Source organism: Mycolicibacter engbaekii, from assembly GCF_002101585.1.
GTDB classification, from domain to species: domain Bacteria; phylum Actinomycetota; class Actinomycetes; order Mycobacteriales; family Mycobacteriaceae; genus Mycobacterium; species Mycobacterium engbaekii.
The window spans coordinates 70,108-94,924 of the sequence record NZ_LQOT01000014.1 but is presented as its reverse complement, the minus strand read 5'-3'; the positions used below and the strand labels follow the sequence as shown (position 1 = coordinate 94,924).

Annotated in this window: 22 protein-coding genes and 2 pseudogenes; 10 read left to right on the top strand and 14 right to left on the bottom strand. The window is 68.6% G+C overall.

Features of this window, described 5'->3' with window-relative positions:
- Positions 1 to 541, top strand: a pseudogene (locus AWC02_RS21810) (hypothetical protein); the annotation flags it as partial.
- On the opposite strand, the gene AWC02_RS03145 reads toward AWC02_RS21810, so the two are convergent.
- Positions 501 to 1,658 (bottom strand): AI-2E family transporter, encoded by a 1,158-nt coding sequence (locus tag AWC02_RS03145; protein ID WP_085127139.1) that lies wholly within the window; start codon positions 1,656 to 1,658, stop codon positions 501 to 503. The pseudogene AWC02_RS21810 and the gene AWC02_RS03145 sit on opposite strands and share 41 nt — an antisense overlap.
- A gap of 138 nt (positions 1,659 to 1,796) precedes the next feature.
- On the opposite strand from AWC02_RS03145, the gene AWC02_RS03140 reads away from it, so the two are divergent.
- Positions 1,797 to 2,987 carry a lysylphosphatidylglycerol synthase transmembrane domain-containing protein gene (locus AWC02_RS03140; protein ID WP_237160303.1) on the top strand — a complete coding sequence of 397 codons (1,191 nt, stop codon included), beginning with the start codon at positions 1,797 to 1,799 and terminating at the stop codon, positions 2,985 to 2,987.
- Positions 2,988 to 3,003: 16 nt separating this feature from the next.
- Here AWC02_RS03140 and AWC02_RS22405 read toward each other — a convergent pair.
- Positions 3,004 to 3,267 (bottom strand): annotated as a pseudogene (locus tag AWC02_RS22405) (hemophore); the annotation flags it as partial.
- 425 nt (positions 3,268 to 3,692) lie between these two features.
- Between AWC02_RS22405 and AWC02_RS03130 the strand changes: the two are divergent.
- Positions 3,693 to 6,671, top strand: a complete 2,979-nt coding sequence (locus tag AWC02_RS03130) for an MMPL family transporter (protein ID WP_085127135.1) — start codon at positions 3,693 to 3,695, stop codon at positions 6,669 to 6,671.
- Complete coding sequence (locus tag AWC02_RS03125; RefSeq protein WP_085127133.1) at positions 6,668 to 7,162, top strand: transcriptional regulator; 495 nt, start codon at positions 6,668 to 6,670, stop codon at positions 7,160 to 7,162. Before AWC02_RS03130 ends, AWC02_RS03125 begins: the two co-directional genes overlap by 4 nt.
- A 19-nt stretch (positions 7,163 to 7,181) precedes the next feature.
- Here AWC02_RS03125 and AWC02_RS03120 read toward each other — a convergent pair whose 3' ends face one another.
- Positions 7,182 to 7,895 carry a hypothetical protein gene (locus AWC02_RS03120; RefSeq protein ID WP_085127131.1) on the bottom strand — a complete coding sequence of 238 codons (714 nt, stop codon included), beginning with the start codon at positions 7,893 to 7,895 and terminating at the stop codon, positions 7,182 to 7,184.
- Positions 7,892 to 8,605: a hypothetical protein gene (locus AWC02_RS03115; RefSeq protein ID WP_085127130.1), complete on the bottom strand. Its 714-nt coding sequence runs from the start codon at positions 8,603 to 8,605 to the stop codon at positions 7,892 to 7,894. Before AWC02_RS03115 ends, AWC02_RS03120 begins: the two co-directional genes overlap by 4 nt.
- 51 nt (positions 8,606 to 8,656) lie before the next feature.
- Here AWC02_RS03115 and AWC02_RS03110 point away from each other — a divergent pair, with 51 nt between their 5' ends.
- The gene (locus AWC02_RS03110) at positions 8,657 to 10,654 is read left to right on the top strand and encodes a M13 family metallopeptidase (RefSeq protein ID WP_085127128.1); all 1,998 of its coding nucleotides are present in this window, start codon (positions 8,657 to 8,659) and stop codon (positions 10,652 to 10,654) included.
- Positions 10,655 to 10,693: 39 nt separating this feature from the next.
- Here the strand turns inward: AWC02_RS03110 and AWC02_RS03105 are convergent, their stop codons facing one another.
- The 4 genes from AWC02_RS03105 to AWC02_RS03090 form a co-directional block, all read right to left on the bottom strand.
- Positions 10,694 to 11,845 carry a L,D-transpeptidase gene (locus AWC02_RS03105; protein ID WP_109560847.1) on the bottom strand — a complete coding sequence of 384 codons (1,152 nt, stop codon included), beginning with the start codon at positions 11,843 to 11,845 and terminating at the stop codon, positions 10,694 to 10,696.
- 159 nt (positions 11,846 to 12,004) lie between these two features.
- On the bottom strand, positions 12,005 to 13,216 hold the full coding sequence (locus tag AWC02_RS03100; RefSeq protein ID WP_085127126.1) for an MFS transporter: 1,212 nt from the start codon (positions 13,214 to 13,216) through the stop codon (positions 12,005 to 12,007).
- A gap of 79 nt (positions 13,217 to 13,295) precedes the next feature.
- Positions 13,296 to 13,589 carry a copper-sensing transcriptional repressor RicR gene (ricR, locus tag AWC02_RS03095; protein WP_085127124.1) on the bottom strand — a complete coding sequence of 98 codons (294 nt, stop codon included), beginning with the start codon at positions 13,587 to 13,589 and terminating at the stop codon, positions 13,296 to 13,298.
- Positions 13,586 to 14,155: a DUF305 domain-containing protein gene (locus AWC02_RS03090; protein WP_085127122.1), complete on the bottom strand. Its 570-nt coding sequence runs from the start codon at positions 14,153 to 14,155 to the stop codon at positions 13,586 to 13,588. The genes ricR and AWC02_RS03090 overlap by 4 nt, the downstream gene beginning before the upstream one ends.
- A gap of 76 nt (positions 14,156 to 14,231) precedes the next feature.
- Here AWC02_RS03090 and ilvD point away from each other — a divergent pair, with 76 nt between their 5' ends.
- Both ilvD and mymT read left to right on the top strand, forming a co-directional pair.
- The gene (ilvD, locus tag AWC02_RS03085) at positions 14,232 to 15,953 is read left to right on the top strand and encodes a dihydroxy-acid dehydratase (protein WP_085127120.1); all 1,722 of its coding nucleotides are present in this window, start codon (positions 14,232 to 14,234) and stop codon (positions 15,951 to 15,953) included.
- A 282-nt stretch (positions 15,954 to 16,235) separates the two neighbouring features.
- Entirely contained in the window at positions 16,236 to 16,385 is a 150-nt protein-coding gene (mymT, locus tag AWC02_RS22400) for a copper-binding metallothionein MymT (RefSeq protein WP_085127118.1), read from the top strand.
- 112 nt (positions 16,386 to 16,497) lie between these two features.
- Here mymT and AWC02_RS03075 read toward each other — a convergent pair whose 3' ends face one another.
- The 3 genes from AWC02_RS03075 to AWC02_RS03065 form a co-directional block, all read right to left on the bottom strand.
- Complete coding sequence (locus tag AWC02_RS03075; RefSeq protein ID WP_085127116.1) at positions 16,498 to 17,007, bottom strand: TIGR04338 family metallohydrolase; 510 nt, start codon at positions 17,005 to 17,007, stop codon at positions 16,498 to 16,500.
- Entirely contained in the window at positions 17,004 to 17,756 is a 753-nt protein-coding gene (locus AWC02_RS03070) for a DUF2786 domain-containing protein (protein ID WP_085127114.1), read from the bottom strand. The genes AWC02_RS03075 and AWC02_RS03070 overlap by 4 nt, the downstream gene beginning before the upstream one ends.
- Positions 17,757 to 17,859: 103 nt before the next feature.
- Complete coding sequence (locus tag AWC02_RS03065) at positions 17,860 to 18,699, bottom strand: alpha/beta hydrolase (RefSeq protein WP_109560842.1); 840 nt, start codon at positions 18,697 to 18,699, stop codon at positions 17,860 to 17,862.
- Positions 18,700 to 18,747: 48 nt separating this feature from the next.
- Between AWC02_RS03065 and AWC02_RS03060 the strand changes: the two genes are divergently transcribed.
- Complete coding sequence (locus tag AWC02_RS03060; RefSeq protein ID WP_085127113.1) at positions 18,748 to 19,491, top strand: glucose 1-dehydrogenase; 744 nt, start codon at positions 18,748 to 18,750, stop codon at positions 19,489 to 19,491.
- A 68-nt stretch (positions 19,492 to 19,559) separates the two neighbouring features.
- A complete protein-coding gene (locus tag AWC02_RS03055) occupies positions 19,560 to 20,684 on the top strand; it encodes an NDMA-dependent alcohol dehydrogenase (RefSeq protein ID WP_085127111.1) in 1,125 nt (374 codons plus the stop codon).
- 4 nt (positions 20,685 to 20,688) lie between these two features.
- Here AWC02_RS03055 and AWC02_RS03050 read toward each other — a convergent pair whose 3' ends face one another.
- Positions 20,689 to 21,162: an LppA family lipoprotein gene (locus tag AWC02_RS03050; protein WP_085127109.1), complete on the bottom strand. Its 474-nt coding sequence runs from the start codon at positions 21,160 to 21,162 to the stop codon at positions 20,689 to 20,691.
- A gap of 83 nt (positions 21,163 to 21,245) precedes the next feature.
- On the bottom strand, positions 21,246 to 23,159 hold the full coding sequence (locus AWC02_RS03045; protein WP_085127107.1) for a putative alpha/beta hydrolase: 1,914 nt from the start codon (positions 23,157 to 23,159) through the stop codon (positions 21,246 to 21,248).
- A 125-nt stretch (positions 23,160 to 23,284) separates the two neighbouring features.
- On the opposite strand from AWC02_RS03045, the gene AWC02_RS03040 reads away from it, so the two are divergent.
- The gene (locus tag AWC02_RS03040; RefSeq protein ID WP_085127105.1) at positions 23,285 to 24,007 is read left to right on the top strand and encodes a pirin family protein; all 723 of its coding nucleotides are present in this window, start codon (positions 23,285 to 23,287) and stop codon (positions 24,005 to 24,007) included.
- A gap of 11 nt (positions 24,008 to 24,018) precedes the next feature.
- Here AWC02_RS03040 and AWC02_RS03035 read toward each other — a convergent pair whose 3' ends face one another.
- The gene (locus AWC02_RS03035) at positions 24,019 to 24,765 is read right to left on the bottom strand and encodes an Mce protein (protein ID WP_085127103.1); all 747 of its coding nucleotides are present in this window, start codon (positions 24,763 to 24,765) and stop codon (positions 24,019 to 24,021) included.
- Between the last annotated feature and the right edge of the window lie 52 nt (positions 24,766 to 24,817).

Below are 24,817 nucleotides of genomic sequence, written 5' to 3'. Positions count from 1 at the left end.
CACCCACCCGGCCCCCGGCCGCGCTGCCCCGGCCCGGTCACGAGTCGCCGAGCAGCTCCCGACCCGGCCGGTCAGCGGCGATCCGTCCAGCGCCCGGACCAACCGGATCAATGCCGGCCCGGCCGAGCCGCCCACCACCCGCTTCGCAGCGGCCGATCCGGCCACCGAACGGGTGACGTCTCCCGGCGAGGGAGGCGAACGTGAGATCGAGTCGTGGCTGGGCGAGCTGCGTACCGGCCGGGAGGCAACGCCGCCTCGGCGCGGACGAGCGGCGCAACCTCCGGCGGATGCTGCCGACGAGCGGACCCGGTCACTGCCCCAGCCCGCCGACGACCTCGGTGCCACGGAGAACGCCCCCACCACCGCCATCCCGGTGCCGGGCACGCAAGGCGATTCCGAGGCCCCGGAGACCGAGAAGTTCACCGCTGTCGGCGAGCAGCCCGGCGACGAGGCCGCGGAAAATTCGCAGAGCCCCCAGCGCCGCGGCGCCTCAGGCGGTCTCAGCGCTGCTGAACTGTTGCGCCGGGAGGGTCGGTACTGACCTCGTCGGTGCCGGGCTCGCCGGGTGGCGGCGCCTCGGCGTCCTCGATCTCGGGTGCTGCCGGCGCGGAGGTGCCGATCAGCACCCGTACCGCCCGGTCGATGAAGGCGATGGCCGGGACGGCGAGCAGCGCGCCGACGATGCCGGCCAGGACCCCGCCCGTGGAGATGCCCAGCACCACCGCCAAGGGGTGAATCGAGACCGCGCGCCCCATGACCAGGGGCTGCAATACGTGGGCTTCGAGCTGGTTGACCGCGATGATCAGCCCCAAGGTGACCAGCGCGTAGATCCATCCCTTGGCGATCAGCGCAACCAGCACGGCCAGCAACCCGGTGAGCACCGCACCGACAAGCGGGATGAACGCCCCCAGGAACACCAACGAGGCCAACGGGAGCGCCAGTGGCACGGCCATGACCGCCAGACCGATGCCGATACCGAGGGCGTCGACCAGCGCAACCAGGAACGTGGCCCGCACGTAGCCGATCAGCGACTCGAACCCCGCGACACCGGCCGCGTACACGGTGTCGCGCACCTGGCTCGGGAAGACCTTCGCGGTGAACCGCCAGATGTCGCGGCCGCCGTAGAGGAAGAAGATCAGGGTGAACAGCACCACGAAGGCTCCGGTGATGATCTTCGTGACGGTCTCTGCCGTCGACAGCGCCCCGCTGGTCAGTTTGGCCTGGTTGTTGCGCAGGCCGTTGACCACCGTGTCGCCGATACTGTCGATCTGTTCGGCACTGAGGTGCAGTGGCCCTTCGATCAGCCAGCGCTGGGTTGAGTTGATCACCTGGGTGACCTGCTCGACCAACTCGGGCACCCCGTCGATGAACTGGTCGACCACGAAGGTCAGCAGGCCGGCCAGTACTGCCAGGCCGCCCAACAGCAGCATGAACACCGCGAAGCCGCGCTGCACACCGTGCGCCGACAGCCAGTCCACGCCGGGCAGCAGCAAGGCCGACACCATCATGGCGATCGCCACCGGGACGAAAATCACTTCGAGGCGCCGGATGACCAGCAGCACTACCAGCACCGCGGCGAACAGAACCAGCAGGCGCCAGGCCCACGCCGCCGCCTTGCGAACGGTCGGATGTACGGATTCGTCTGCGCTGGCTGACATCCCGGTAGCGTAACGATGCCGCAGCGGGTCTACATCAGGTAGCGGAATATCGAGGTGCCGCGATTAGCCTCTGAATTCGTGGCTGCGCCTCCCCTTTCTTCCGAATGCGTCGTCGATGACGCGCCCGGAGGCCGGGCCGTGGCGGTGCGTCCGGGCGGTCGGTACCGGTGGGTGCGCCCGGCACTGGTGGCGCTGGTGGCGGTGATCCTGGTCGTCGAATTGGTGCTGGTATGGGACCAGGTGTCTGCCGCGTGGTGCAGCCTGTGCCGCGCTGAGGGCCGGTGGCTGTTCGGGGCGGTCATCGCCGCGGCGGCTTCGATGCACAGCTTCGCCCAGATTCAGCGGACCCTGCTGGGCTCGGCCGGCGTTCACGTGACGCAGGCGCAGTCCGAAGCGGTGTTCTATGCCGCCAACTCACTGAGCACCACCCTGCCCGGGGGGCCGGTGCTGTCGACGACCTTCCTGTACCGGCAGCAGCGACGCTGGGGGGCATCGCCGGTGGTGGCGTCCTGGCAGTTGGTGATGTCCGGGGTGCTGCAGGCGGTGGGTCTGGCCGTCCTGGGCCTCGGCGGCGCATTTCTGCTGGGCGCCCGCGGTAACCCCTTCTCGCTGCTGTTCACGGTGGGCGGTTTCATCGCGCTGCTGCTGCTGGCGCAGACAGTGGCGTCGCGGCCGGAGCTGATCGACGGCATTGGCGTCCGGGTGCTGGCCTGGGCCAACTCGGTGCGCGCCCGGCCCGCTGACACCGGCCTGGCGACGTGGCGCAGGATGCTGGGCCAGCTGGAGTCGGTGAGCCTGGGCCGGCGCGCGGCGTCGATGGCGTTCGGCTGGTCCTTGTTCAACTGGGTCGCCGACGTCGCCTGCCTGGCGTGTGCGGCCTACGCGACCGGCGGACAGGCGTCGATTGCCGGTTTGACGGTGGCCTACGCCGCCGCCCGGGCGGCGGGAACCATTCCCCTGATTCCCGGTGGCCTGCTGGTGGTGGAGGCGGTGCTGGTGCCGGGTCTGGTGTCGAGCGGACTGGCTTTGCCGGACGCCATCTCAGCGGTGCTGATCTACCGGATGATCAGCTGGCTGCTGGTCTCAGCGGCCGGCTGGGTGGTGTTCTTCTTCCTGTTCCGCACCGACAACGCGGGCCACGCCGCCGCGGTGCACGCCCCGGCCGTCAGCGAATGGCTACCGGCTGAGTCACCGATCCCGCGGGCGGGCCGCTCACCGGCAGGCCGTTTATCGGCAGGCCGGCGCCTGGCAGGCCGCCACCCGGCAGACCGGCGCCCGGCAGGGCGCCCTGGGCGGCCTGCAGCAGCCCGAGCACCTGCGGCAGGCTGATCGCCAGCCTGCACTCCTCGGCCACTTCGGTCACCGGTGCGGTGATCTTGGCCAGGTCGTCCTGAACCTTCGGGTTGGCGTCGAAGTGCGCCTTGAGGTTTGCCAAGGTCTGCGGCCCGGGCTGCTGCTGCAGGGCACCGGTCATCACCTGATTGGTGTCCGGGTGCGAGTCCAGGTAGTCGCCGGTGGCGGTGACCACCTTGCCCACCGTGCGGGCGATCTCGCTGGCCACGCAGGGATCTTTGGCCGCGGTCGCCGAAGGCGCCGCCGGGGTGGCCACCAGCGTCGCCGCGACGGCGCCGCCCAGGACGGCGGGCAGGGCGGCAACGGCGCCCCGCCTCGCCAGGCGACGGCGCTGGGCTGCGGCATTGGTGTTGTTCACGAACTCTCCTCACGACGGGCGGGATTGGTGATCCGCGCCGACGGGTCTCATCGCAGCCCGCCCGATGCGCGGTCCGGTGCGCCTGCGATGCCCCCCGGCAACGACCGCGGATCGATCGGCGGTCTTTCGGCCCATCCTGACAGTAACCACCACCCCTCGCCACCCCAGCGCAAGTCTCCGCTGGTCACAGTGTGATTCCCGGCGTGCATCGGAGCAGCTGACAGGCCGGCGAAACGACCGGCACGACACTTTGCTGCGGTAGGCTCGCAGCACGCGACGCACCGGTGCGGGCGAGAGCGGGGAGAGACGAAATCCAGCAGTTCATGATGCGCCTCAGCAGCAACCTGCGCAGATTCCGCTGGGTGGTCTTCACAGGTTGGCTACTGGCTGTCATCCCCTCGCTCTACCTGGCCGCAACCCAGTCCGGTCACCTCACCGGCGGCGGCTTCGAGGTACAGGGATCACAGTCGCTGCATGTGCAGTATCAGCTCGAGGAGCACTTTCCCGAGCAGGGCGCATCTCCCCTGGCCCTGGTGGCCGCACCGCGCGCCGACGCCACCTACCGGGATATGACCGAAGCCGTCGCGCTGCTCCAGCGGACGGCCGCCGAGGTACCCAGCGTGACGGTGCTGCCGAACACGACGCAGCCCCCGCCGCGGCCCGATCGGCCCTACGTCGTGTTGCTGCGGGTGGACTTCAACAACACCGGCGCCGTCGACGTCGCCAAGAAGCTCCGCACGCGCCTGGGGGTCGAAGGCGAACATCCCGGCCGGATCGAGAACGGCTCGGTCAACCTGTACGTGATCGGCCAGGGTGCGCTGGGCGCCGCCGCATCGGCGAAGACCAAACAGGACATCGGCGCAGCCGAGCGGTGGAACCTGCCGATCGTGCTGATCGTGCTGCTCGCCGTCTTCGGCTCCTTGGCGGCCGCCGCGATCCCGCTCGCGCTCGGGATCGGCACGGTGATCGTCACCATGGGGCTGGTCTATCTGCTGTCGCTGTTCACCACGATGTCGGTGTTCGTCACGTCGACGGTGTCCATGTTCGGCATCGCCCTGGCGATCGACTATTCGCTGTTCATCCTGATGCGTTACCGCGAGGAACTGCGGTCCGGTCGCCAACCGCAGGAGGCAGCCGATGCGGCGATGGCGACGTCCGGGCTGGCGGTGGTGCTCTCGGGTCTGACCGTGGTGGCCTCGCTCACCGGGATCTATCTGATCAACACACCGGTGCTGGTGTCGATGGCGACCGGAGCGATCCTGGCTGTCTCGGTGGCCGTGCTCGCCTCGATCACCCTGACCCCCGCGGTACTGGCGGTGCTGGGCCGGGCGGTGGCCAAACGATCGGCCCTGCTGCACTGGGCCCGGGGCCCACAAGCCGCCCAGTCGCGGTTCTGGACCAGGTGGACGGCGTCGGTGATGCGCCGCCCCTGGGTCTCGGCGCTGGTGGCGGCAGGGTTCCTGCTCGCGCTCGCCGCACCGGCACTGTCGCTGTCGCTCGGCAACAGCATGCTGCGCCAGTTCGACTCCTCCCACGAGATCCGGGGCGGGGTGGCCGCGGCGTCCCAAGCACTGGGACCCGGCGCGATGGGACCGGTTCGGGTGCTGGTGACCATCCCCGGCTCGCATGCTTCGGCACCCGCTCACGCCGAGACGTTCGCGGCGATCCGCCAGGAGATGTCCGCGGCGCCGCACATCGCCTCGGTGTCGCCACCGGTGTTCGCCAACGACGAGAGCAGCGGTCTGCTGTCGGCGGTGCTGTCGGTCGACCCCGAGGACATGGCCGCCCGCGCCACCGTCGACTGGATGCGCGAACACCTGCCGGCGGCGGCCGGATCGCCGGCGGTGCAGGTGGACGTCGGCGGACCCACTGCCTTGATCAAGGATTTCGACGACCGGGTGGAGGCGGCCGAGCCCCTGGTGCTGGTGTTCGTCGCGCTGATCGCCTTCCTGATGCTGCTGGTTTCGATCCAGTCGGTCTTGCTTGCGCTCAAGGGCGTGGTGATGACGGTGCTGTCGGTGGCCGCCGCCTACGGCAGCCTGGTGATGGTGTTCCAGTGGGGCTGGCTGGAACGGTTGGGGTTCGCCGCGACCGGCTCCATCGACACGTTCATCCCGCCGCTGGTACTGGCCATGACGTTCGGCTTGTCGATGGACTACGAGATCTTCCTGCTGACCCGCATCCGCGAGCGTTTCCTGCAGACCGGCAACACCCACGACGCGGTCGCGTACGGAGTGAGCACCAGCGCACGCACCATCACCAGCGCCGCCCTGATCATGATCGCGGTGTTCATCGGTTTCGCGTTTGCCGGAATGCCGCTGGTCGCCGAGCTGGGGGTGGCGTGCGCGGTGGCGATCGCAGTCGACGCGACCGTGGTGCGACTGGTGCTGGTTCCCGCCCTGATGGCGATGTTCGCCGAGTGGAACTGGTGGCTGCCACGCTGGCTGGCACGTCTTCTACCGTCGGTCGACTTCGAAAAACCACTGCCCACAGTCGATCTGGGCGATGTCGTGGTGATCCCCGATGACATCTCCGCGCTGATCACCCCAAGCGCCGACCTGCGCGTGGTGGTCAAGTCGGCGGCCCGGCTCAAAGGCCTGGCACCGGACGCCGTCTGCGTCAGCGACCCGTTGGCGCTGCGTGGCTGCGGCATGGCCGACGTGGCCACCAGCAGGATCGAAGCGCTGCCGCGGGCAACCGACCCGGCCCCGGCCGGCGGCACCATGGTCAGCCATGCCCTGGCCCGGCTGGCCGGTGGATGGCAGTCCCGGGCCGATCGGGCGCAGCCACGCGCGCTGCGGCCGGTACACCCGGTCACCGTCTGGCGACGCCGGCTCGCGATCGCGCTCGACGCGCTGGAAACCGAGTCGTGGGCGGCCAACGAGATCGGTCTGGAAGGACAGCCGCTGGCCCGGCGCCTGCCGATGGAGACTGCCGCCGTCCAACTGCCCACCGGCGACCGGTTGCACATCCCGACCGGCGCCGAGACCCTGCGCCTGGCCGGCTACCTGGCCCTGGTCCGCAACCACCGCCGGGACTACGCCGAGCTCGCCGACCTCGCTGACGCATTCGGCCTGAAAACCGTCGCTGGGGAACTCTGCGGGATCGACAGGTATTACTCTGGTCAACCGACCGAAGGACAATGGATGGCCACGCAGCTTGTCCGTCGGCTCGCCGATCCGGAGCTCACCACGGGCAGCGACCACGCTGGCGAGGAGGCCCCGGAAGCGGGTACGGACTGGGAGCATGTAGCAGGACGCTGCCTGGCCGTTGCGGTGGCGATGCTGGAGGAGGCGAGGTGACGTTGGCCGCGGACCGACGCCGTGGGTCGCTGCCCCGGCAGCCGGCCGGCGACTCCGACCGGCAGGTCGAGTTCTGGCCCACGTCGGCTATCCGCGCTGCGTTGCAGAACGGCGACATCGCCACCTGGCAACGCATCGTGGTGGCACTCAAACGCGACCCCTACGGCCGCACCGCACGCCAGGTCGAAGAAGTGCTGGCCGGCACCGAGTCCTTCGGCATAGCCAAGGCACTGTCGGAAGTCCTGACCCGCACCCGAACGCATCTGGAGGCCAACGAACGTGCAGAGGTCGCCCGCCACATGCGGGTGCTGATCGAACGCTCGGGCCTGAGCCGGCAGGAGTTCGCCTCGCGGGTCGGGATTCCAGCCGACAGCCTCGATGAATACCTCGGCGGCTCGGTCAGCCCGCCTGCCTCCCTGATGATCCGGATGCGCCGGCTGTCCGATCGTTTCGTCAAGCTGAACACCCGCGAAGCGCCCGACGCCGTCTGACGCCGGTGCACCGGTGAGGTCACCGGGCGTGGATCGGTGACATCTCCAGGACCAACCACTGGCCGCCGCGCTTGGTCAGTGTCACCCGTACCGGCACCACCGACTGCTTGACCTGCTGGTTCGCCACCGTCTGGACACTGCGCATCACAACCGCGACCCGCGCGGCCGACGGCCCCAGCGCCTCGACGCCGGCGCTGAGCGTCTGCGCATCGACGGCGATGTTGCGGTTGGCCATCTCCGTGGCGGTCCGGCCGATGCTCTCCCGGAAGGCGCTGACCCGGTCCGGGACCATGTAGGTGGCGGCTTTGTCGATCGATGCGTCCGGGTTGGCCGGCGCGACCGTCGCCGCGGCCTCGGCCATGGCGACGGCGGTCTTGACCGCCTCACCGGCGTCGGCTTCCAGGTCGCGGTCGGGCACGGTCCAGCGCAGATACCCCAGCACGGCCGCCGCGATCAGCGCCGCCGCAGCCAAGCCGACGACTCCGAATCGCAGACCGGGCCGCTCATTGTCGGTGCCGACTGTGACCGCGTCGCGGCGCAGCAGCAGGAAGTTCACCACCATGCCCTCGACGATGAGCAGCACCAGCACCGAGCACAGCGAGACATACCAGACCGGCCAGTCGAGCGAGAGCCCCACCAGCAACAGGCCGCCGATCGCGCCCAGGGGCGCCGCGATATCGACGGCCAGAACCCGCCACAGCGTGCGCGATTTGAGGACTTCCAGCTTGCTCATCGAATCGACCTCAATCGGGAGATCATCAGGTTGCCCGCGACGTCGGTGACGTCGAGGTGCAGGGCCCAGTGCACGGTCTGGGGCCGGCCGCCGACGTTCTCGGCGATCGAGGTGGCTATCACCATCACGGGGTCGGTGCGGCCCGGGTTGGACGGCTTGTCGTTGCCCACGCCGGCCGGCTCGTCGAGATCGTGGTGTTCCTCTTCGATGGCGACCGCTTCGATACGGCCGCTGCTGCGCGACTGGATCCGCTGCACCACGTCACGGTAGGGCGCCAATGCCGCGTCGAACTCGGTGTTGAGTTCCCCGACGGTCTTGTCGCGCAACCGGGCCATGCCCTTCTCGACGTTCTCGGCGTTCAAGTTGATCAGCACGCTGGTCCAGCTGGCGGCGGTCTGCAGCACCTGGCTGCGGTAACCGCGTTCCTTGACGTCGGCGCGGTGCGCCGACCAGGTGACCAGGCTGAAGACCAACGCGGCCACCGCGAGAAGGCCGACGCCGACCGACGCCCACCCGTAACCGGACAGGACGTTTTGCGAGGCCGCGGCGGCGGGCTTGCTGTGGGCACTCTTCTTGGGCGTCTTCTCCGGAGCCTTGTCGCGGGACTCCGCTACGGCGTCCTGGCTCGTGTCGCTGTCAGCTGTGCCGGCGCCGGGTTCGATTCCGCCGTCCACCTCGGTGGAGGCGTCAGGTTGTTCCTCGTCAGGCATGGCGGTGACGCTACAGGAGAGCTATATCGTTCGCCGTGGAAGGATGGACCGGTGACCTCAGCAGCCACCAGATCCGGCCTCGATCTCGCCTACATCGACAGTGCCGTCCGACCGCAGGACGATCTGTTCGGCCATGTCAACGGCGAGTGGCTCGAGGGGTATCAGATGCCTCCGGACCGGGCCACCGACGGCGCCTTTCGCGCCCTGTTCGACCGGGCCGAGATTCAGGTCCGGGAGTTGCTGACCGAGGCCGGCGCGGCCGCTGCGGCATCCCCGGATGGGGTGGATCCCGACCAGCGCCGCATTGGCGATCTCTACGCGAGCTTCCTCGACGAGCAGACCGTGCGCGAGCGCGGGGTAGCGCCACTGCTCCAGGAACTGTCCGCCATCGACGAGGCCGGTGACCGCGATGCGCTGGCACGGGCGCTCGGGGCCTATCAGCGCACCGGGGTCGGGGGCGGCGTCGGGTTGTATGTGGACACCGACTCCAAAGACTCGACCCGCTACCTGCTGCACCTGAGCCAGTCGGGGCTGGGACTGCCCGACGAGTCCTACTACCGCGACGATCAGTACGCCGAGATCCTGGCCGCCTACCCCGAGCACATCGCGGCGATGTTCGCCCTGGTCTACGGCGGACAGGCGCACGATTACGCGGGGACGGCGGCGCGCATCGTGGCACTGGAGACACGGCTTGCGCAGGCGCACTGGGACGTGGTCAAGCGCCGCGACGCCGAGCTGACCTACAACCTGCGCACCTTCGCCGGGCTGCCCGCCGAGGCGCCCGGCTTCGACTGGGCGGGCTGGCGGGAGGAACTGGGCGCCGCCACGGGGGCCGCCGACGAATTGGTGGTCCGGCAACCGGACTTCCTGACGGCGTTCGCCGCCCTGTGGGACAGCGCGGAGCTGGCCGATTGGCAGGACTGGGCTCGGTGGCGGGTCATTCACGCTCGGGCCGGACTGCTGAGCGAAGAGTTGGTCGCCGAAGACTTCGAGTTCTACGGACGCCGGCTCTCGGGCACCGAACAGATTCGCGACCGCTGGAAGCGCGGCGTTTCGGTGGTCGAGTCCCTGATGGGCGACGCCGTCGGAAAGCTCTATGTGGAAAGGCATTTCCCGCCGGCAGCCAAGGCGCGCATCGACGAGCTGGTCCGCAATCTGCGCGAGGCCTACCGGGTGAGCATCACCAACCTGGACTGGATGACTCCGCCGACCCGAGAGCGGGCACTGGCCAAGCTGGACAAGTTCACCGCCAAGATCGGCTACCCGGCGCGGTGGCGGGACTACTCCGCGCTGGTCACCGACCGCGCCGATCTGTACGGCAACTACCTGCGCGGCTACGCGGTCAACTATGACCGCGAACTGGCCAAGTTGGGCCAGCCGGTGGACCGCGACGAATGGTTCATGACACCGCAGACCGTCAACGCCTACTACAACCCGGGGATGAACGAGATCGTCTTCCCCGCCGCGATTCTGCAGCCGCCGTTCTTCGACGCCGACGCCGACGACGCGGCCAACTACGGTGGTATCGGCGCCGTGATCGGCCATGAGATCGGGCACGGTTTCGACGACCAGGGCGCGAAGTATGACGGCGACGGCAACCTGATCGACTGGTGGACCGATGCCGACCGCGCCGAATTCGGTTCGCGCACCACCGCGTTGATCGCCCAGTACGACGCCTACGTGCCACGCCAGTTAGACGGTGACCGACACGTCAACGGCGCGTTCACCGTCGGGGAGAACATCGGCGATCTCGGCGGGCTCTCCATTGCCCTACTGGCCTACCAGTTGTCGCTGGGCGGGGCCGAGGCCCCGGTGATCGACGGCTTGACCGGCACCCAGCGGGTGTTCTTCGGCTGGGCGCAGGTGTGGCGCACCAAGTCCCGCGATGCCGAGGCCATCCGGCGCCTGGCGGTGGATCCGCATTCACCGCCGGAGTTCCGCTGCAACGGGGTGGTCCGCAACATGGACGCGTTCTACCACGCCTTCGACGTCACCCCGCAGGACGCGCTCTACCTGGAACCGGCCTCGCGCGTCCGCATCTGGAACTGACCGCCGCCGGGGGCCTGCGCACGCAGACCCCGGGCCGCTCTAGAGCTGCCAGTCCTGGGAGCCGTCGTTCTTGGTGTAGGTGCCCACCGAGTTCTTCACCACGACGGGATCGCCGCTACCGAAGTTCTCGTAGAACCACTTCGCGTTGGCCGGGCTCAGGTTGATGCAGCCATGGCTGACGTTGCGCTTGCCCTGATCGGCCACCGACCATGGCGCGCTGTGCACGAAGCCGCCGCTGTTGTCGATCCGGACGGCGTCCTGCACGGTGAGCTTGTATCCCCAGCTGGAGTTCACCGGAACCCCGTAGGTGGAGGAGTCCATCACCACGGTCGGGAACTTCTCGAGCACGTAGTAGGTGCCGTTGGGGGTCTCGTGCCCACCGGCACTCATGCCCATCGACATCGGGAAGACCTTCTCCACCTTGCCGTCGCGGGTGATCGTCATCTGGTGCGTCTTGTCATCGGCGGTGGCCACCAGGGAATCACCGACGCGGAAGCTCGACTTGGTGCCGCCCGCGTCGATGTTGACCACGGTGTGGGCCGGCCAGAAGTTGAGCGGCCGCCACCGCACCTGGCTGGGCGTCATCCAGTAGAACTTGCCCGATACCGGCGGGGTCGACGAGATGTGGATCGCCTGCTCCGCCGCCGCCTTGTCGGCGACGGGCCGCTGGAAGTCGATGATGATCGGCTTGGCGACACCCACCATCGAGCCGTTGACCGGGTTGAAGGTGGGCGGCTGGAAAGGCGACGTCCCGGTGAACGGCTCGGGGTTCTGCCCGACAACCGGCCCCGCGGCGGTCGCCGGCCCAGCACCGTGCTGCACCGGCTCGCCCGGGACCGCCGGCACCGTCTGCGAATCCGGGCCGGGCGGGATGCCCTCGGGCGCGCCGGGCGGCCCCGCCTCCGCGGGTGGCGGGAACGCCGCCGGGTCCCCCGGCGGCAGCGGCGGGGGCAGCTCCGGCGGGAACGGCTGGAACGGCGGGAACGGCTGGAACGGCTCGAAGGGCGGCGGCGGAAACTCGGCCGGGGGCGGCGGACCAGCCGGGTCCGGCGCACCGGCGTCGGCCGGCGCGGGGTCACCGGGCTGCTGCGGCGGGTCGGCCAGCGCCGATCCGCAACCGAGTGTGAGACCCGCGGCCAATCCAGCGGTGCTGAGCCACGCACCGACCCGCGCGAGTTTCCATCCCGACATCGACACACCTCCGGTCGCCATAGTGATCCCAGTGTCGCACAGGGCGGTTGCCAGCTAACTCCGACAACCGGCGCAATTAGCCACCGCCCGCCGATGCAACCTCACTGACCAGCGGCTTCTCTCGGCGGCGGGGTGGCGAACGTTACCGCTCGGTTACCGTCAGGGAACGACAAACAGGCGCTTGCTGGCCGCGATGCCCACCGCGGCGATGCCGACCAGCGCTGCCGACGCGGTCAGCATCGCCGAGGTTCCGGCCCGCTCGAACAGCAGGCCGCCGGCCAGCGAGCCCCCCGTGATCCCGACCTGAAACGCCGTCACATACAACCCCGAAGCGCCGTCGGGATCGTCGGGCGAGGTGCGCATGGCCGCCGACTGCAGCATCGGCGACACCGCCATCGCCATCGCTCCCCACAACACGATGGCCGCCGACCCCAGCAACGTCGTTCCGGTGGTGTGATGCCCGCCGATCGACAGGGCCGCCAAGACGACGAAGGCTGCCGACATCGCGGCCATGCAGGTGCCGGTGACCAGCTTGGGCCGGTGGTCCACCGGCCGGGCCAACAACGGCATCGCGATCAGGCCGGCTGCGCCGAACGCGGCAAGCAGCCAGGCCAGGCGAGCCCCCGGAACGCCGACCACATCGCCGATGATCACCGCGATGAACGTGTAGGAGATGAAGTGCCCGGTGACCGCGATCAGCATCAGCACACTCACCGCCACCAGTCGCCCGTTGCGGTGATGGTGGTTGCCCACCAGTGCGAGTTGATCGGTGCTGAGCACCAGTGCCGGCAGCGCGATCCGGGCCGCCACCGTGATGGCGGCCGCCGCCGCGGTGATCACCACGACTGCCAGCCGCCATCCCCAGAGCAGGCTCATCGCCGAGGTCAGCGGGATACCGACCACCAGAGCCAGACTGGTGCCGACGTAGATCGCCGTCGTCGCGCGCCCGGAATGGCTGGCCGGCACCAGCCGGGTGGCGATGGGCGCCAGCACCGACCACATCAGGCCGTGCGTGACCGCGCAGAGCGCCCGCCCCCCGGCCAGCACGGCGAAGTTCGGCGCCATCGCCGAAATCACCTGGGAGGCGGTCAGGCAGACCAGGGTGAGCAGCAGCACCCGCCGGCGCGGCCAGTGCGCGGTCCAGCGCACCAAGGGCAGCGTTGTCGCCGCCGCCACCACCGCATACCAGGCCAGCAGGGTCCCGACCAGCGCCTCGCTGACGTCCAGGCCGACCGAGATCGCCGGCAGCGCGCCCACCGGCAGGATCTCTGCGGTGGCGTAGATGAAGGCGGCAGCGGCCAGGATCGCCAACTGTGCCGTGGTCTGCGGCGTCCACGGCCTCGATCGGGTACTTCCGGCTTCGACAGTCATGTGTTGAGGGCAGCGCCGAGTGGTACATGGCGCCTAGCGCTCCCGGTTACTGCCGGGTCACATGGTAACGGCGTGCGGGTCAGGAACGAACCAACCGAGCAATGGCGGCCGACGCCTCGGTGAGCTTGGCGTCCCCCTCGACGCCGCCGGAGGCGACGGCGCCGCTGACGCAGTGCACGAGATGCTCGTCGAGCAGGTTCAGCGCCACTGCCCGCAGCGCACTGTTGACCGCACTGATCTGGGTGAGGATGTCGATGCAGTACTTGTCTTCGTCGATCATCTTGGCAATGCCGCGCACCTGCCCCTCGATGCGGCGCATCCGTTTGGCGTAGTTGTCCTTGTGCGGGGAGTACCCCGGCGCCTCGGCGGTCATGCGGCTCCCAACAGTTGGTTCATCTGATTGATCTCGGCTTGCTGAAACGGCATGAGCGACTGCGCGATGCTGATGGCCTCGGGACTCTCGCCGTTTTCGATTTCGTTCTGCGCCAGGACAATCGCCCCACGGTGGTGGGCGATCATGGTCTGCAGCCAGAAGGTGTCGAACGCCGGTCCCCGCAAGCCGCGCAGCCTTTCCGCGGTGGCCGGATCCACCATTCCGGGAATGGCGTCCGGCTCGTCGCCGGAACGCCCGCCGGGAACCTCCCACTGAAGCAATTGCGCCTGGCAGCCCTGCAGTTCGGTGCGCCGCTGCGCCGCACTCTGGTCGGCGAACGCCACCAGCGCGGGGCTGGTGCTCTGGCCGGGCACCAGGGCGGCCAGTTCCAGAGCCTGCTGGTGGTGGATCACCATGTCTTCCAGAAACGCCACATCGACTGCGCTGCCGGTGCTCATTCCCACCGAACTGGGCGACGTTTGTGGCGCCGGCGCGGGCGCGTGGTGGCACCCGCCGGCGACCATGCTGACGACGCCGGCGGCGGCGACGGCCAGAACCCATCTCATGCGCCCACTTTAACCCATACCCCCGCGGGGTATTTATTCGTTTGGTCCGGTCAAGCCGTAGCGGCATACTGGGCGGGTGAATTCTGGGAGCACCACCCCCAACGGGGCGTCCGTCGACATCAAACCGCGCAGTCGTGACGTCACCGACGGCCTGGAGAAAACCGCCGCCCGCGGGATGCTGCGCGCCGTCGGCATGGGCGACGACGATTTCGCCAAACCCCAGATCGGCGTGGCCTCGTCGTGGAACGAGATCACGCCCTGCAACCTCTCGCTGGACCGGTTGGCCAAAGCCGCCAAGGAAGGCGTGCTGGAGGCCGGCGGCTACCCGCTGGAGTTCGGCACCATCTCGGTCTCTGACGGCATCTCCATGGGCCATGAGGGCATGCACTTCTCCCTGGTGTCGCGCGAGGTGATCGCCGACAGCGTCGAGACCGTGATGTGCGCGGAGCGTCTCGACGGATCAGTGCTGCTGGCCGGCTGCGACAAGTCACTGCCCGGCATGCTGATGGCCGCGGCGCGCCTGGACCTCGCCTCGGTCTTCCTTTACGCCGGCTCCACCCTGCCCGGCTACGCGAAGCTGTCCGACGGCACCGAGCGTGAGGTGACGATCATCGACGCGTTCGAGGCGGTCGGCGCGTGCTCGCGGGGCCTGATGTCTCAAGAGGACGTCGACATCATCGAGCGGGCGATTTGCCCCGGTGAAGGCGCCTGCGGCGGCATGTACACCGCCAACACCATGGCCAGTGCGGCCGAGGCGCTGGGAATGTCCCTGCCGGGCAGCGCCTCTCCGCCGGCGGTCGACCGGCGCCGTGACGGGTATGCCCGCGCCAGCGGGGCCGCGGTGGTGGAGATGCTGCGCCGGGGTATCACCGCACGCGACATCTTGACCAAGGAGGCGTTCGAGAACGCGATCGCGGTGGTGATGGCGTTCGGCGGATCGACCAATGCGGTGCTGCATCTGCTGGCGATCGCCCACGAGGCGCAGGTGGATCTGACCCTGGCCGACTTCTCCCGAGTCGGGGCAAAGGTGCCACATCTGGCGGACGTCAAGCCGTTCGGGGCGCACGTCATGTACGACATCGACAAGATCGGTGGCGTGCCGGTCATGCTGAAGACATTGCTGGAAGCGGGCCTGTTGCACGGCGACTGCCTGACCGTCACCGGCAAGACGATGGCGGAGAACATCGCCGAGCTCAATCCGCCGGTCGTGGACGGCAAGGTGGTGCACGCGCTGACCAACCCGATCCACCCGACCGGCGGTATCACGATTCTGCGCGGGTCGCTGGCACCGGAGGGCGCAGTGGTCAAGTCCGCGGGCTTCGACACCGACGTGTTCGAGGGCACCGCACGGGTTTTCGATGGCGAGCGTGCCGCCCTCGACGCCCTGGAAGACGGCACGATCAGCGCCGGCGACGCGGTGGTGATCCGCTACGAGGGCCCCAAGGGCGGGCCGGGGATGCGGGAGATGCTGGCGATCACCGGCGCGATCAAGGGCGCCGGCCTCGGCAAAGACGTGCTGCTGCTGACCGACGGTCGCTTCTCCGGTGGCACCACCGGGTTGTGCGTCGGCCACATCGCTCCCGAGGCGGTGGACGGCGGCCCGGTGGCGTTCCTGCGGGACGGCGACAAGATCCGCCTGGACGTCGCCAACGCGACGCTGGACGTGATTGCCGACCCCGAGGAATTCGCGTCCCGCGCGGCGGGTTTTACGCCGCCGCCGCCGCGCTACACCACCGGCGTGCTGGCCAAGTACCGCAAGCTGGTGGGCTCTGCGGCCATCGGCGCAGTCTGCGGCTGACCTGCCGGCGCTGACGGCGCCCCACGGGGACCTCGGGAGGTCTCCGGCACCCTCCGGGACCCTCCGGCCCTGCCACGGCCGCGGGTCCTGCCCTGCCCTGCGGCCCGTACATCGACGGCGATCGCCGGCGCTCCCTGCCCTGACACCGGCTCAGATCCACCCCCACTCCCCGATCGGCAGGCGCCGATTCCGGTGGCTTTCGCCCCTTTACCGCATACCCCCATGGGGTATACAGTCAAGGAACCCGGTTGCCGCCGGGAACGCAGAGAAAGGTGTGAAAACATGGCGAATTACGAGGATGGAGCCGTGTTGACCTGTGGTCATGACGGCTGCGGATGCCGCGTCCGGGTCGAGACCGCGTGTCACTGCCCCGGCTCCGACGTCAGCTACCGATGCACCTGCGGGGAGGAGTTGGTTCCGGTCAGCGAATAAGGGGGCGGCGCCGGTGACGCACAACCTCGACCGTTGTGCGTCACCGGACGCCTGTCCTTTATCTACACCACCCGCACCCGAGGTGCTCGGCGGCCGGCGGTTTGCGCGCCCGTCAGCGCACCCCCTCCTTGGCAAACACCACCCGCAGCACGTAGCCCGACTCCGGGCCCATCACCATCTCGGCCAGCTCGCAGAACGTTGCAACGAACCGCGGGCCGTGGGCCGGCCGGGCGTCACACAGGTGATGCGCGATCTCGTGCAACACCACCAGTTCCCTCAGCGCCCAGTCCCCGCCACGCTGGTCCGGCACGGCGATAATGCCTGCCGCCCCGGCCTTTTCGTAATGTGCGGCAGTGGTGCCGCGGCGAGCGCGCACGGCCAGATCCCCCGCGCCCTTCCACCGGTCACGCACACCCGGCAGGGCCATGACGTCCTCGACGTACCGCTCAACCGCCGCCACCGTCGCGAAACGGGCCTCCGGTGGCAGCGTCAGCGCGGCGCCGAAGAAGTCGATGCTGCGCGTACCGGTCTCGGCGGCGCGGTCGAACAAGGTGCGGACGAACAGTTCCGCGGCATAGACCTTGGCGCGCTGACCGTCGCGCTCCGCTGCGTTGCCGCTCACCGCTCCAGCGCGGACCGCGCCACCGACAGTTCGGCCTCACCGCCCAGTCGCGCTTGGCGTCCGGCCCGATCGCCGGCCCGTCGCGCCGCCGAGGAATACCCCGCCGACGCCCGGGTGGCCCGCCAGGTACCACGCGCCTTGGAGGCGCCGCGGTAGAAGTCCTGCAGTTCGATCTCTTTGTTGCGCAACGCGATCGCAGTCCCGGGAGTTCTGTTCCGGCCGGATTCGGCGTCGCGCCGGGCCTCGTCGCGCGCCTCGGCCAGCCGCTGGGCGACCCGCGCCCCGAACGCCAGGTGAAAGTTGAGCCGGGCGGTGATGGTGGGGGTGGGCCGGTGCGCACCCGTCGCAATGTAAGCATCGGAGGCCCGGACCATCTGAACGACCAGGCTCGCGTAGAGGGCGTGGGTGGCGTCGATGTCCTCGGCGAAGCCGTAGGCGTAGACGTAGGTGGAGTTCATCGCGACGTCGCAGCGCACGTCGTTGGCGGCGGCGATCCCCACGAACAGCTGCACGTAGGTGCGCAATCCCTTGGTTCCGGGCGATCCGATGGTGATGGTGCGCTGCACCGGCACCGTGGCAGCGGTCCGGTTGGCGGAGTGGGCCCGCGCCACCGCCAGATCGATGGAGGTGGCGGTGGCCAGCCGTTGCGCCGCCGCCATGAAAGCGTCCGCCTCATGGGCGTTGTCGGTGCCCTCGGCCTGGCGCAACAGCGCGGCGATCCGCGCCAGCATCTTGTCGTCGGTGCTCATGACCGCCGCTCCTGGGTATCGGGGCTCATGACCGCCGCTCCTGGGACGTCGGGGCTCATGGGCGCCACGCTAGCCGACGCCGGCGACACCCGGCGCCGCTGACTCACAGGTGCGCGTCGATCCAGCCGACGACCTCGTCGAGCACCTGCGCGCGCTGCGGTTCATTGAATACTTCGTGGTACAGACCCGGATAGACGGTCAGCTGCACGTCGCGGGAGCCGGCGTGCTCCGCCAGACGCCTGCTGCCGGCAGCGGGCACCAGCCCGTCGTCTTCGCCATGCACCACCAGCAGGGGCGCCGTGAGCGCCTGTGCCCGCGTCGGCATCGTCTCGCTGACCTTGATCAGGGCCCGGGCCACACCGGCCGGCACCCGCCCGTGGTGGACCAGCGGGTCCGCGTTGTACGCCGCCACCACCGCCGGGTCACGCGACACCAGGGCACTGTCGAGTTTCTCCACCGGCAGGCCCGGCGCAATCACCCCGAGCGCCTTGGCAACCCAGGCCAATCCCGGTGAGACGACGTCGGCCATGCCAACCGCCGGTCCCGACAGCACCATCAACTGGTAGTCGTCGGGCCGGTCCACGCCGTAGCTGAACACGATCGCCCCGCCCATGCTGTGCCCGAGCACCACACGCGGCACTCCGGGGTGCTCCCGGGCGGCGATTCCGGACAGCGTGTGGAAGTCGGCGGTGTATTCCGCGATGTCGCGGCACAGCACTCGACGGCCGCCCGAGCGACCGTGCCCCCGGTGGTCGAGGGCATAGGTCGCCAGACCTGCCGCACCGAAACGGTCCGCGACATGGTCATAGCGCCGGGCGTGTTCGCCGAATCCGTGCGAAAGCACCACCACCGCGCGCGGCGCGTCCGGCGGTGTCCACGTGTCGTAGACGATCGGCACCTGGCGGACACCCTCGAAGGTTCGTTCGGTGCGGGTCACGGCCATCAGGGCAGCGTAACGGGCGGCAAGCGCGTCGAGGTAACCTCGCCAGCCATGGGACGAGTCGAGGGCAAAGTTGCGCTGATCAGCGGCGGCGCGCGGGGAATGGGCGCAGCACACACCCGGGCGCTGGCCGCCGAGGGCGCCAAGGTCGTGATCGGTGACGTCCTCGAGGACGAGGGCAACCGACTAGCCGACGAACTGGGGGCCGACACCGCACGGTTCGTCCGTCTCGATGTCACCCAGGCCGAGCAGTGGCAGGCGGCTGTGCAGACCGCGCTCGACGCCTTCGGCAGCCTCGATGTACTGGTGAACAACGCCGGGATCGCCAAGTACAACGCCCTGGAGAACTTCGACCTGGCCGCCTGGCAACAGGTCCTGGATGTCAACCTGACCGGGACCATGCTGGGCATGCACGCGGCCGTCGCCCCGATGAAGGCCGCCGGCGGCGGCTCCATCATCAACATCTCGTCGGTGGAGGGGATGCGCGGCACCGCAGGCCTCTACGGTTACGTGGCATCGAAGTGGGGGGTGCGCGGGCTGGCCAAGGCCGCCGCCGTCGAACTCGCCCCGCACGGCATCCGGATCAACAGCGTGTTGCCCGGGCTGATCCGCACCAGGATGACGATCGCCATCCCCGATGACTCGCTGCAGATCCCGCTGGGCCGCGGCGCCAAGTCGGCGGAGGTGTCCACCGCGGTGGTGTTTCTGGCCTCCGACGAATCCTCCTACATGACCGGGTCCGACCTGGTCATCGACGGCGGTCTGTCGGCGGGCATTCCGCACAAGACGGGCTAAGGCGGCATTTTCCCAGCTGAGGACACCTATCACAGGAACTTCTGGAACGTGTTCTATGATGGCCGGTCATGAAGACCAAGGGCGCATTGCTGTGGGAGCTGAACTCGCCGTGGCGGGTCGACGAGATCGAGTTGGGCGACCCTGTCGAAGGCGAAGTCCAGGTCCGGATGCACGCCGCGGGGATGTGCCACTCCGACTACCACGTCACCACCGGGGCCACCCCGATCGGTCTGCCGGCGCTCGGCGGCCACGAGGGTGCCGGGGTGATCACCAAGGTCGGCAAGTCGGTGACGGGCCTGGAAGAGGGCGACCATGTCGTGATGGCCTTCATCCCGGCCTGCGGCGCCTGCCCGCCGTGCATGAAGGGCTTCCGCTCGCTGTGTGATCGCGGCGCGGTGCTGCTGGGCGGCAAAGCCATCGCCGACGGCACGAACCGGATTCACGCCGGTTCCCACGCGGTCTCCCCGATGAACCTGCTCGGCACTTTCGCGCCCTACATGACCGTGCATCAGGACTCCGTCGTCAAGATCGACAAGGACATCCCGTTCCAGACCGCGGCGATCATGGGTTGTGCGGTGCCCACCGGGTTCGGCTCGGCCACCAACGTCGCGGAGGTGAAGCCCGGCGAGACCGTCATCATCGTCGGGGTCGGCGGGATCGGCATGAGCGCCCTGCAGGGCGCGGTGCTCTCGGGCGCCCGGCGGGTGATCGCCATCGACCCGGTTCCCTTCAAGCGCGAGGCGGCCGTGAAGTTCGGCGCCACCCACGTCTACCCGTCGATGGCCGAGGCGATCGTGCCGGTGATGGAGGAGACCTGGGGCCTGATGGCGGACAAGGTGATCATCGCCGTCGGGGACATGAAGGGCGAGTACATCGAAGAGGCGATGACGCTGACCGCCAAGACCGGCACCTGCGTGGTGACCGGAATGGGCGCGATGGCCGACGCCGACGTCAAGCTGAATCTGTTCCTGTTCACCATGCTGCAGAAGACGTTGAAGGGCAACATCTTCGGTGGCGGTAGCTCGCACATCGAGACACCCCGGCTGGCGGGCCTGTACAAGTCCGGTCTGCTCAAGCTCGACGAGATGATCACCACGACCTACAAGCTCGAAGACATCAACGACGGCTACCAGGACATGGTGGACGGCAAGAACATCCGCGGCGTCATCACCTACGACGAATCGGACTGGTAGACCGTCACTTCTTGTCCTGCGGCAGCCGACAACCGGTGTAACCCGAGACCACGAGGTTGCCCCGGTAGCCGACTTTGATGAAAAGTCCGGTCGGACCGTAGAACCCGACGTCGTGGTTGCCCGGCTGATCCTGCATCACCTGAATCTCGGTGGCATCCAGCTTTGCGGCTGCCGTCTTGGCCGCCTGCTCGAGCTTGACCCACGCTTGCTCCGACACGTCGACATCCCGGGCGACCGCGTCCGGCAGGAAGTAACGCTTACCGTCCGTTTGCTCGTATGGCCGCTCGCAATTTCCACCATCTCCCTCGTCCAGAGTCTCCCAGACGATGGAAGGGATGAGTTGCTTTGCAGCGGCAGTTATTTCATTCATCGTGGCGGCTACCTGGGTTTGAGTGTCCTCAAGCGACGGCAACGACTTGAGAATGGCCAGGGCCTCGGCGGCGACGCTGGGCGGAGTGGGTTCATACGGTTGGGACACGTGACATCCTGCGGTTAGTGCGACGATGGCCAAGACAGCGAACAGGCATCGTCGCGGCTGGGGTGGGGACACTTGGTGAAACATCAATCTCCTCGAACCGCCTTGTCGCCCAGGTCGGCGAGGACCGCGGCGATGTTGTAGTTGGTCGTCCGAAGTCCTCCGCCGTCGGGAAAGCGGGGGTAGTCACTGTGCCCGTGAGCCTCTTGCAGGGTGATGGTGCCACCACGGCCGTCGGGCACCGTCGTGGCACCGGTTTCCAGGCGGGTGAACTCGGGGTTGGTCGCCGGGTTCGATCCGAAGTCACCGAACTCGTTGTTGAGGTAGCTGCCCAGAATCGGAATGCCCTGACCCACCGCCCTGGCGTCGTAGACCCATTGGATGGGATCGTCGGGGGTTTGCATCGCATAGACCTGGCCGGACGGCAGCTGCAACTGTTCCGGCGTGGACGCTGCTATTCCAGGGGACCCGTAGAACAGCGCCCGCGACACCCCGTGATCGCCGGGTTCCTGCAACGCCAACCCGGTGGTCAGCGAGCCGTACGAGTGCCCGATCGCAGTCAGATGAGCGGGGCCGCCGAGGTGCGAGGCCTGTATCCCGTCATAGAAGCGGGCCAGGTCGTGGGCTCCGGCCCTGGCGAGGTCGTCGTGGGTAACTCCCCAGATTCCGGACAGCGACGCAGTCTTTTCATCAAAACCGGGAACCTGTGGCGGGTCGTACCCGATCCAGGCGATTGCCGAAACGGTGTCGCCCTCATGTCCCGGCTCGAACCGCAATTGCCGCAATGCTTCCCGTCTGAGGTTGGTCGCCTCTTCGGTCATTCCCCCGATGCTGCCGTGCACCGTGGTGTTGAGCCCGGGGGCGGTGACCGACACGTGGGTGGCCTTATCCGGGTCTCCGACCGCGATGGCGGCACGGGCCTGTGTGCCACTTTCGGTGTCCAACAGCATCAGCTTGCGGTCCGGGCTGGCACGGACAGCCGAATCCACGGCCTTCAGATCAGGCAGATACTTCGAGCCATCGCGCGCGGCGTCGAACTGGCGCTGCCAGTTTTCGTAGGCCACCCGGTCGTCGAATATCGCACCCGGCTTATTGGGACGCGGAATGTTCTCGCCGGCGGCCCAGTCCGGGTGCTGGTTCCCCAACGCCTGCGCCTGCGCCGCGGCGGACTGTGCGCGCTCGAGTTCCTCGGCCAGGTGCCGCCTGTTGTAGTGGTCGTAGCCCAGACCGTCCGGCGGGTCACAGGGCATCCCCGGATGGTTGCCGATGTTGTTGTCGGAGTTGTAGAGCCACTCCTTCTGTCCGGGCGTCAGGCTGTTCCAGAAGTCGTGGAACTGCTTCGGATCCTCAGGCACCGGTCCCGGAGGCGGCGCCGGAGCATCCGCGTCGAACCCGTCCAGGGCGTCGGCGGCGTCGTAGCCGCCCTTCTCCCGCAGGTTCGTCAGGCCCTGCTGCAGCGTTTTGGCGTAGGTGGTGCGGATGACGGTGCCGTTGTGCAGGGCGGTCGCGGTGTCGTCCTGGGCCAGCCGGCGGCACTGGGCGATCTCGGTGGCGTAGTCGTGGCCCTGGCTCTCCAGTTCCAGGTACTGCCCGATGCGGGCGTCCAGGACGATCAGGTTGGCGTTGAGCGCGGTGATGTTGGCCTGGGATGCGGCGCGCGCTTGGGCCAGGGTTGCGGCGATGACGCCCAGGTCGGCGGCGATCTGGCCGAGTTGCGCGTTGGTGGCGTGCAGGCCGTCTTTGACGCGCTGGACTTCGGCCCCGTCGTTGATGGGTTGCTCGCCGTTTTCACGGTTGTACTGCGTGAAGTGTTCCTGGGCGGTTTGGAAGGCCTCTTCGGCGGCGGTGGCCGAGCCGGCAGCGGAGTGAAAGGCCTTGGCCAGGAAGTTGATCTGGGTGGGGCTGCCGGCCTGCAGGCTGTCATCGATCGCCCACGGGTCACCGCCGGCCTGTCCGATGAGATCGCCGATCTGCAGGTGCGCCAGGGCGGGACGACTCACGCGGAACCACCGGCGGCAGCCGCGGCTCCGACGTCAACCGACATCGCCTCCCACCTCCGTATCACCTCGGCGGTTGGGAGTGAGACTACCGGCACCCACCGGGTCGCGCGCTAGCCTTGAGAGCCATGACCGGCCTGCTCGATGTGCGACGGGCCGCCGAACGCGCCGCCACCCGCACTCCGTGGCTGACTTCGCGGCATTCGTTTTCGTTCAACGACTACTACGACCCGGACAACACCCATCACGGAGTGCTGCTGGTCAACAACGATGACGTCGTCGCGCCGTCCGCCGGGTTCGACACCCATCCCCACCGTGACGCCGAGATCGTCACATGGGTGCTGTCCGGTGCGTTGAGTCATCGCGATTCGATCGGCAACGCGGGCGTCATCCATCCCGGTCTGGCACAGCGCATGTCGGCAGGCACCGGAATCCTGCATTCGGAGCGCAACGAATCAGCCTCCGAGCCGGTGCATTTCATCCAGATGTGGGTCATGCCCGACGCGCCGGGACGCGAACCGGCCTACCAGCAGCGCGAGATCGGCGACGCGCTGGCGGGCGGGCGCCTGGTTACGGTCGCCTCAGGCCGCGATCCCGACGCCATGATCTCCGTGGGCAACGCCGGCGCCACCCTGTATGCCGCTCGCCTGCGTCCCGGCGACCGCATCGAGATACCCGATGCGCCGTACACGCATCTGTTCGTCGCGCTGGGCCGGGCCGAACTCGAGGGCGCCGGAGCTCTGGGGGCCGGTGACGCGGTCCGTTTCAGCGGCGGCGGAGGTCAGCGCCTGTCCGCGATCACGGCGGCCGAAGTGCTCATCTGGGCGATGACAGCCCGCCTGGGCGGCTGAACCCAGCGCACTCAGGGCATGTCCACCTTGGCGGCCAGCCAGCGCCCGTTCACCTTTTCCATGGTGATCACGATGCGACTGCGGTCGATCTGCACCTGTGGGCTGGCTTTGTTGCTCACCGCCTGATCGACGAACAGCAGCACCTCGACCTTGTTCTTGGTGGCGGACTTGACCGCGGATTCGATGACCGTGCCGTGCGCCATCGCCTTGTTGTCGATCAGCAGTTGGCGAAGCTGCTCACTGGATGTGCTGTAGAGGTCCTTGAACTCGCCGGTGGCGCCGTCGAGGATCTCGGCGAAGTTCTTGTCGATCGCCGTGGGGTCCACACTGGTGAGCGCCAAGGTGTACTTCTCGGCCGTCTCCAGTGCCTGCGCGGCGGCCACGTTGCGCTGGTGGTGGGCGTACAGCAGCCAGCCCTCGTAGGCCGCCCCGATCACACCCAGTGCCAGCACCGCCACAGCGATCCATCGCCGCAGGGGAACTCCGGCCTTGGGCCGGTCCGGCTCTGCGGCGGCCTTGTCATCGGCGGCATCGGCGGTCTTGTCCTCGGTGGCATCGGCGGCGCCGGTGTCCTTGGCGTCATCGGCCGACGGCGTTTGTGCCGCCCCGGCGGTGGACTCACCGTCGGTGGACTCGCCGGCGGTAGTTGCGGCGTCGGCGGACCCGGAGTCAGCAGACGTGGCGTCGGTCTCGGCTTCGGCGCTCTCGGCCGCCGGTTCGACGCCGTCGGCTGCCTGCTGGTCCTCACGGTCCGGCACCTGAACTACCTCTCGTCGTCCGCTGCGCGGGCCGTCCGGCCGCAACGCACCC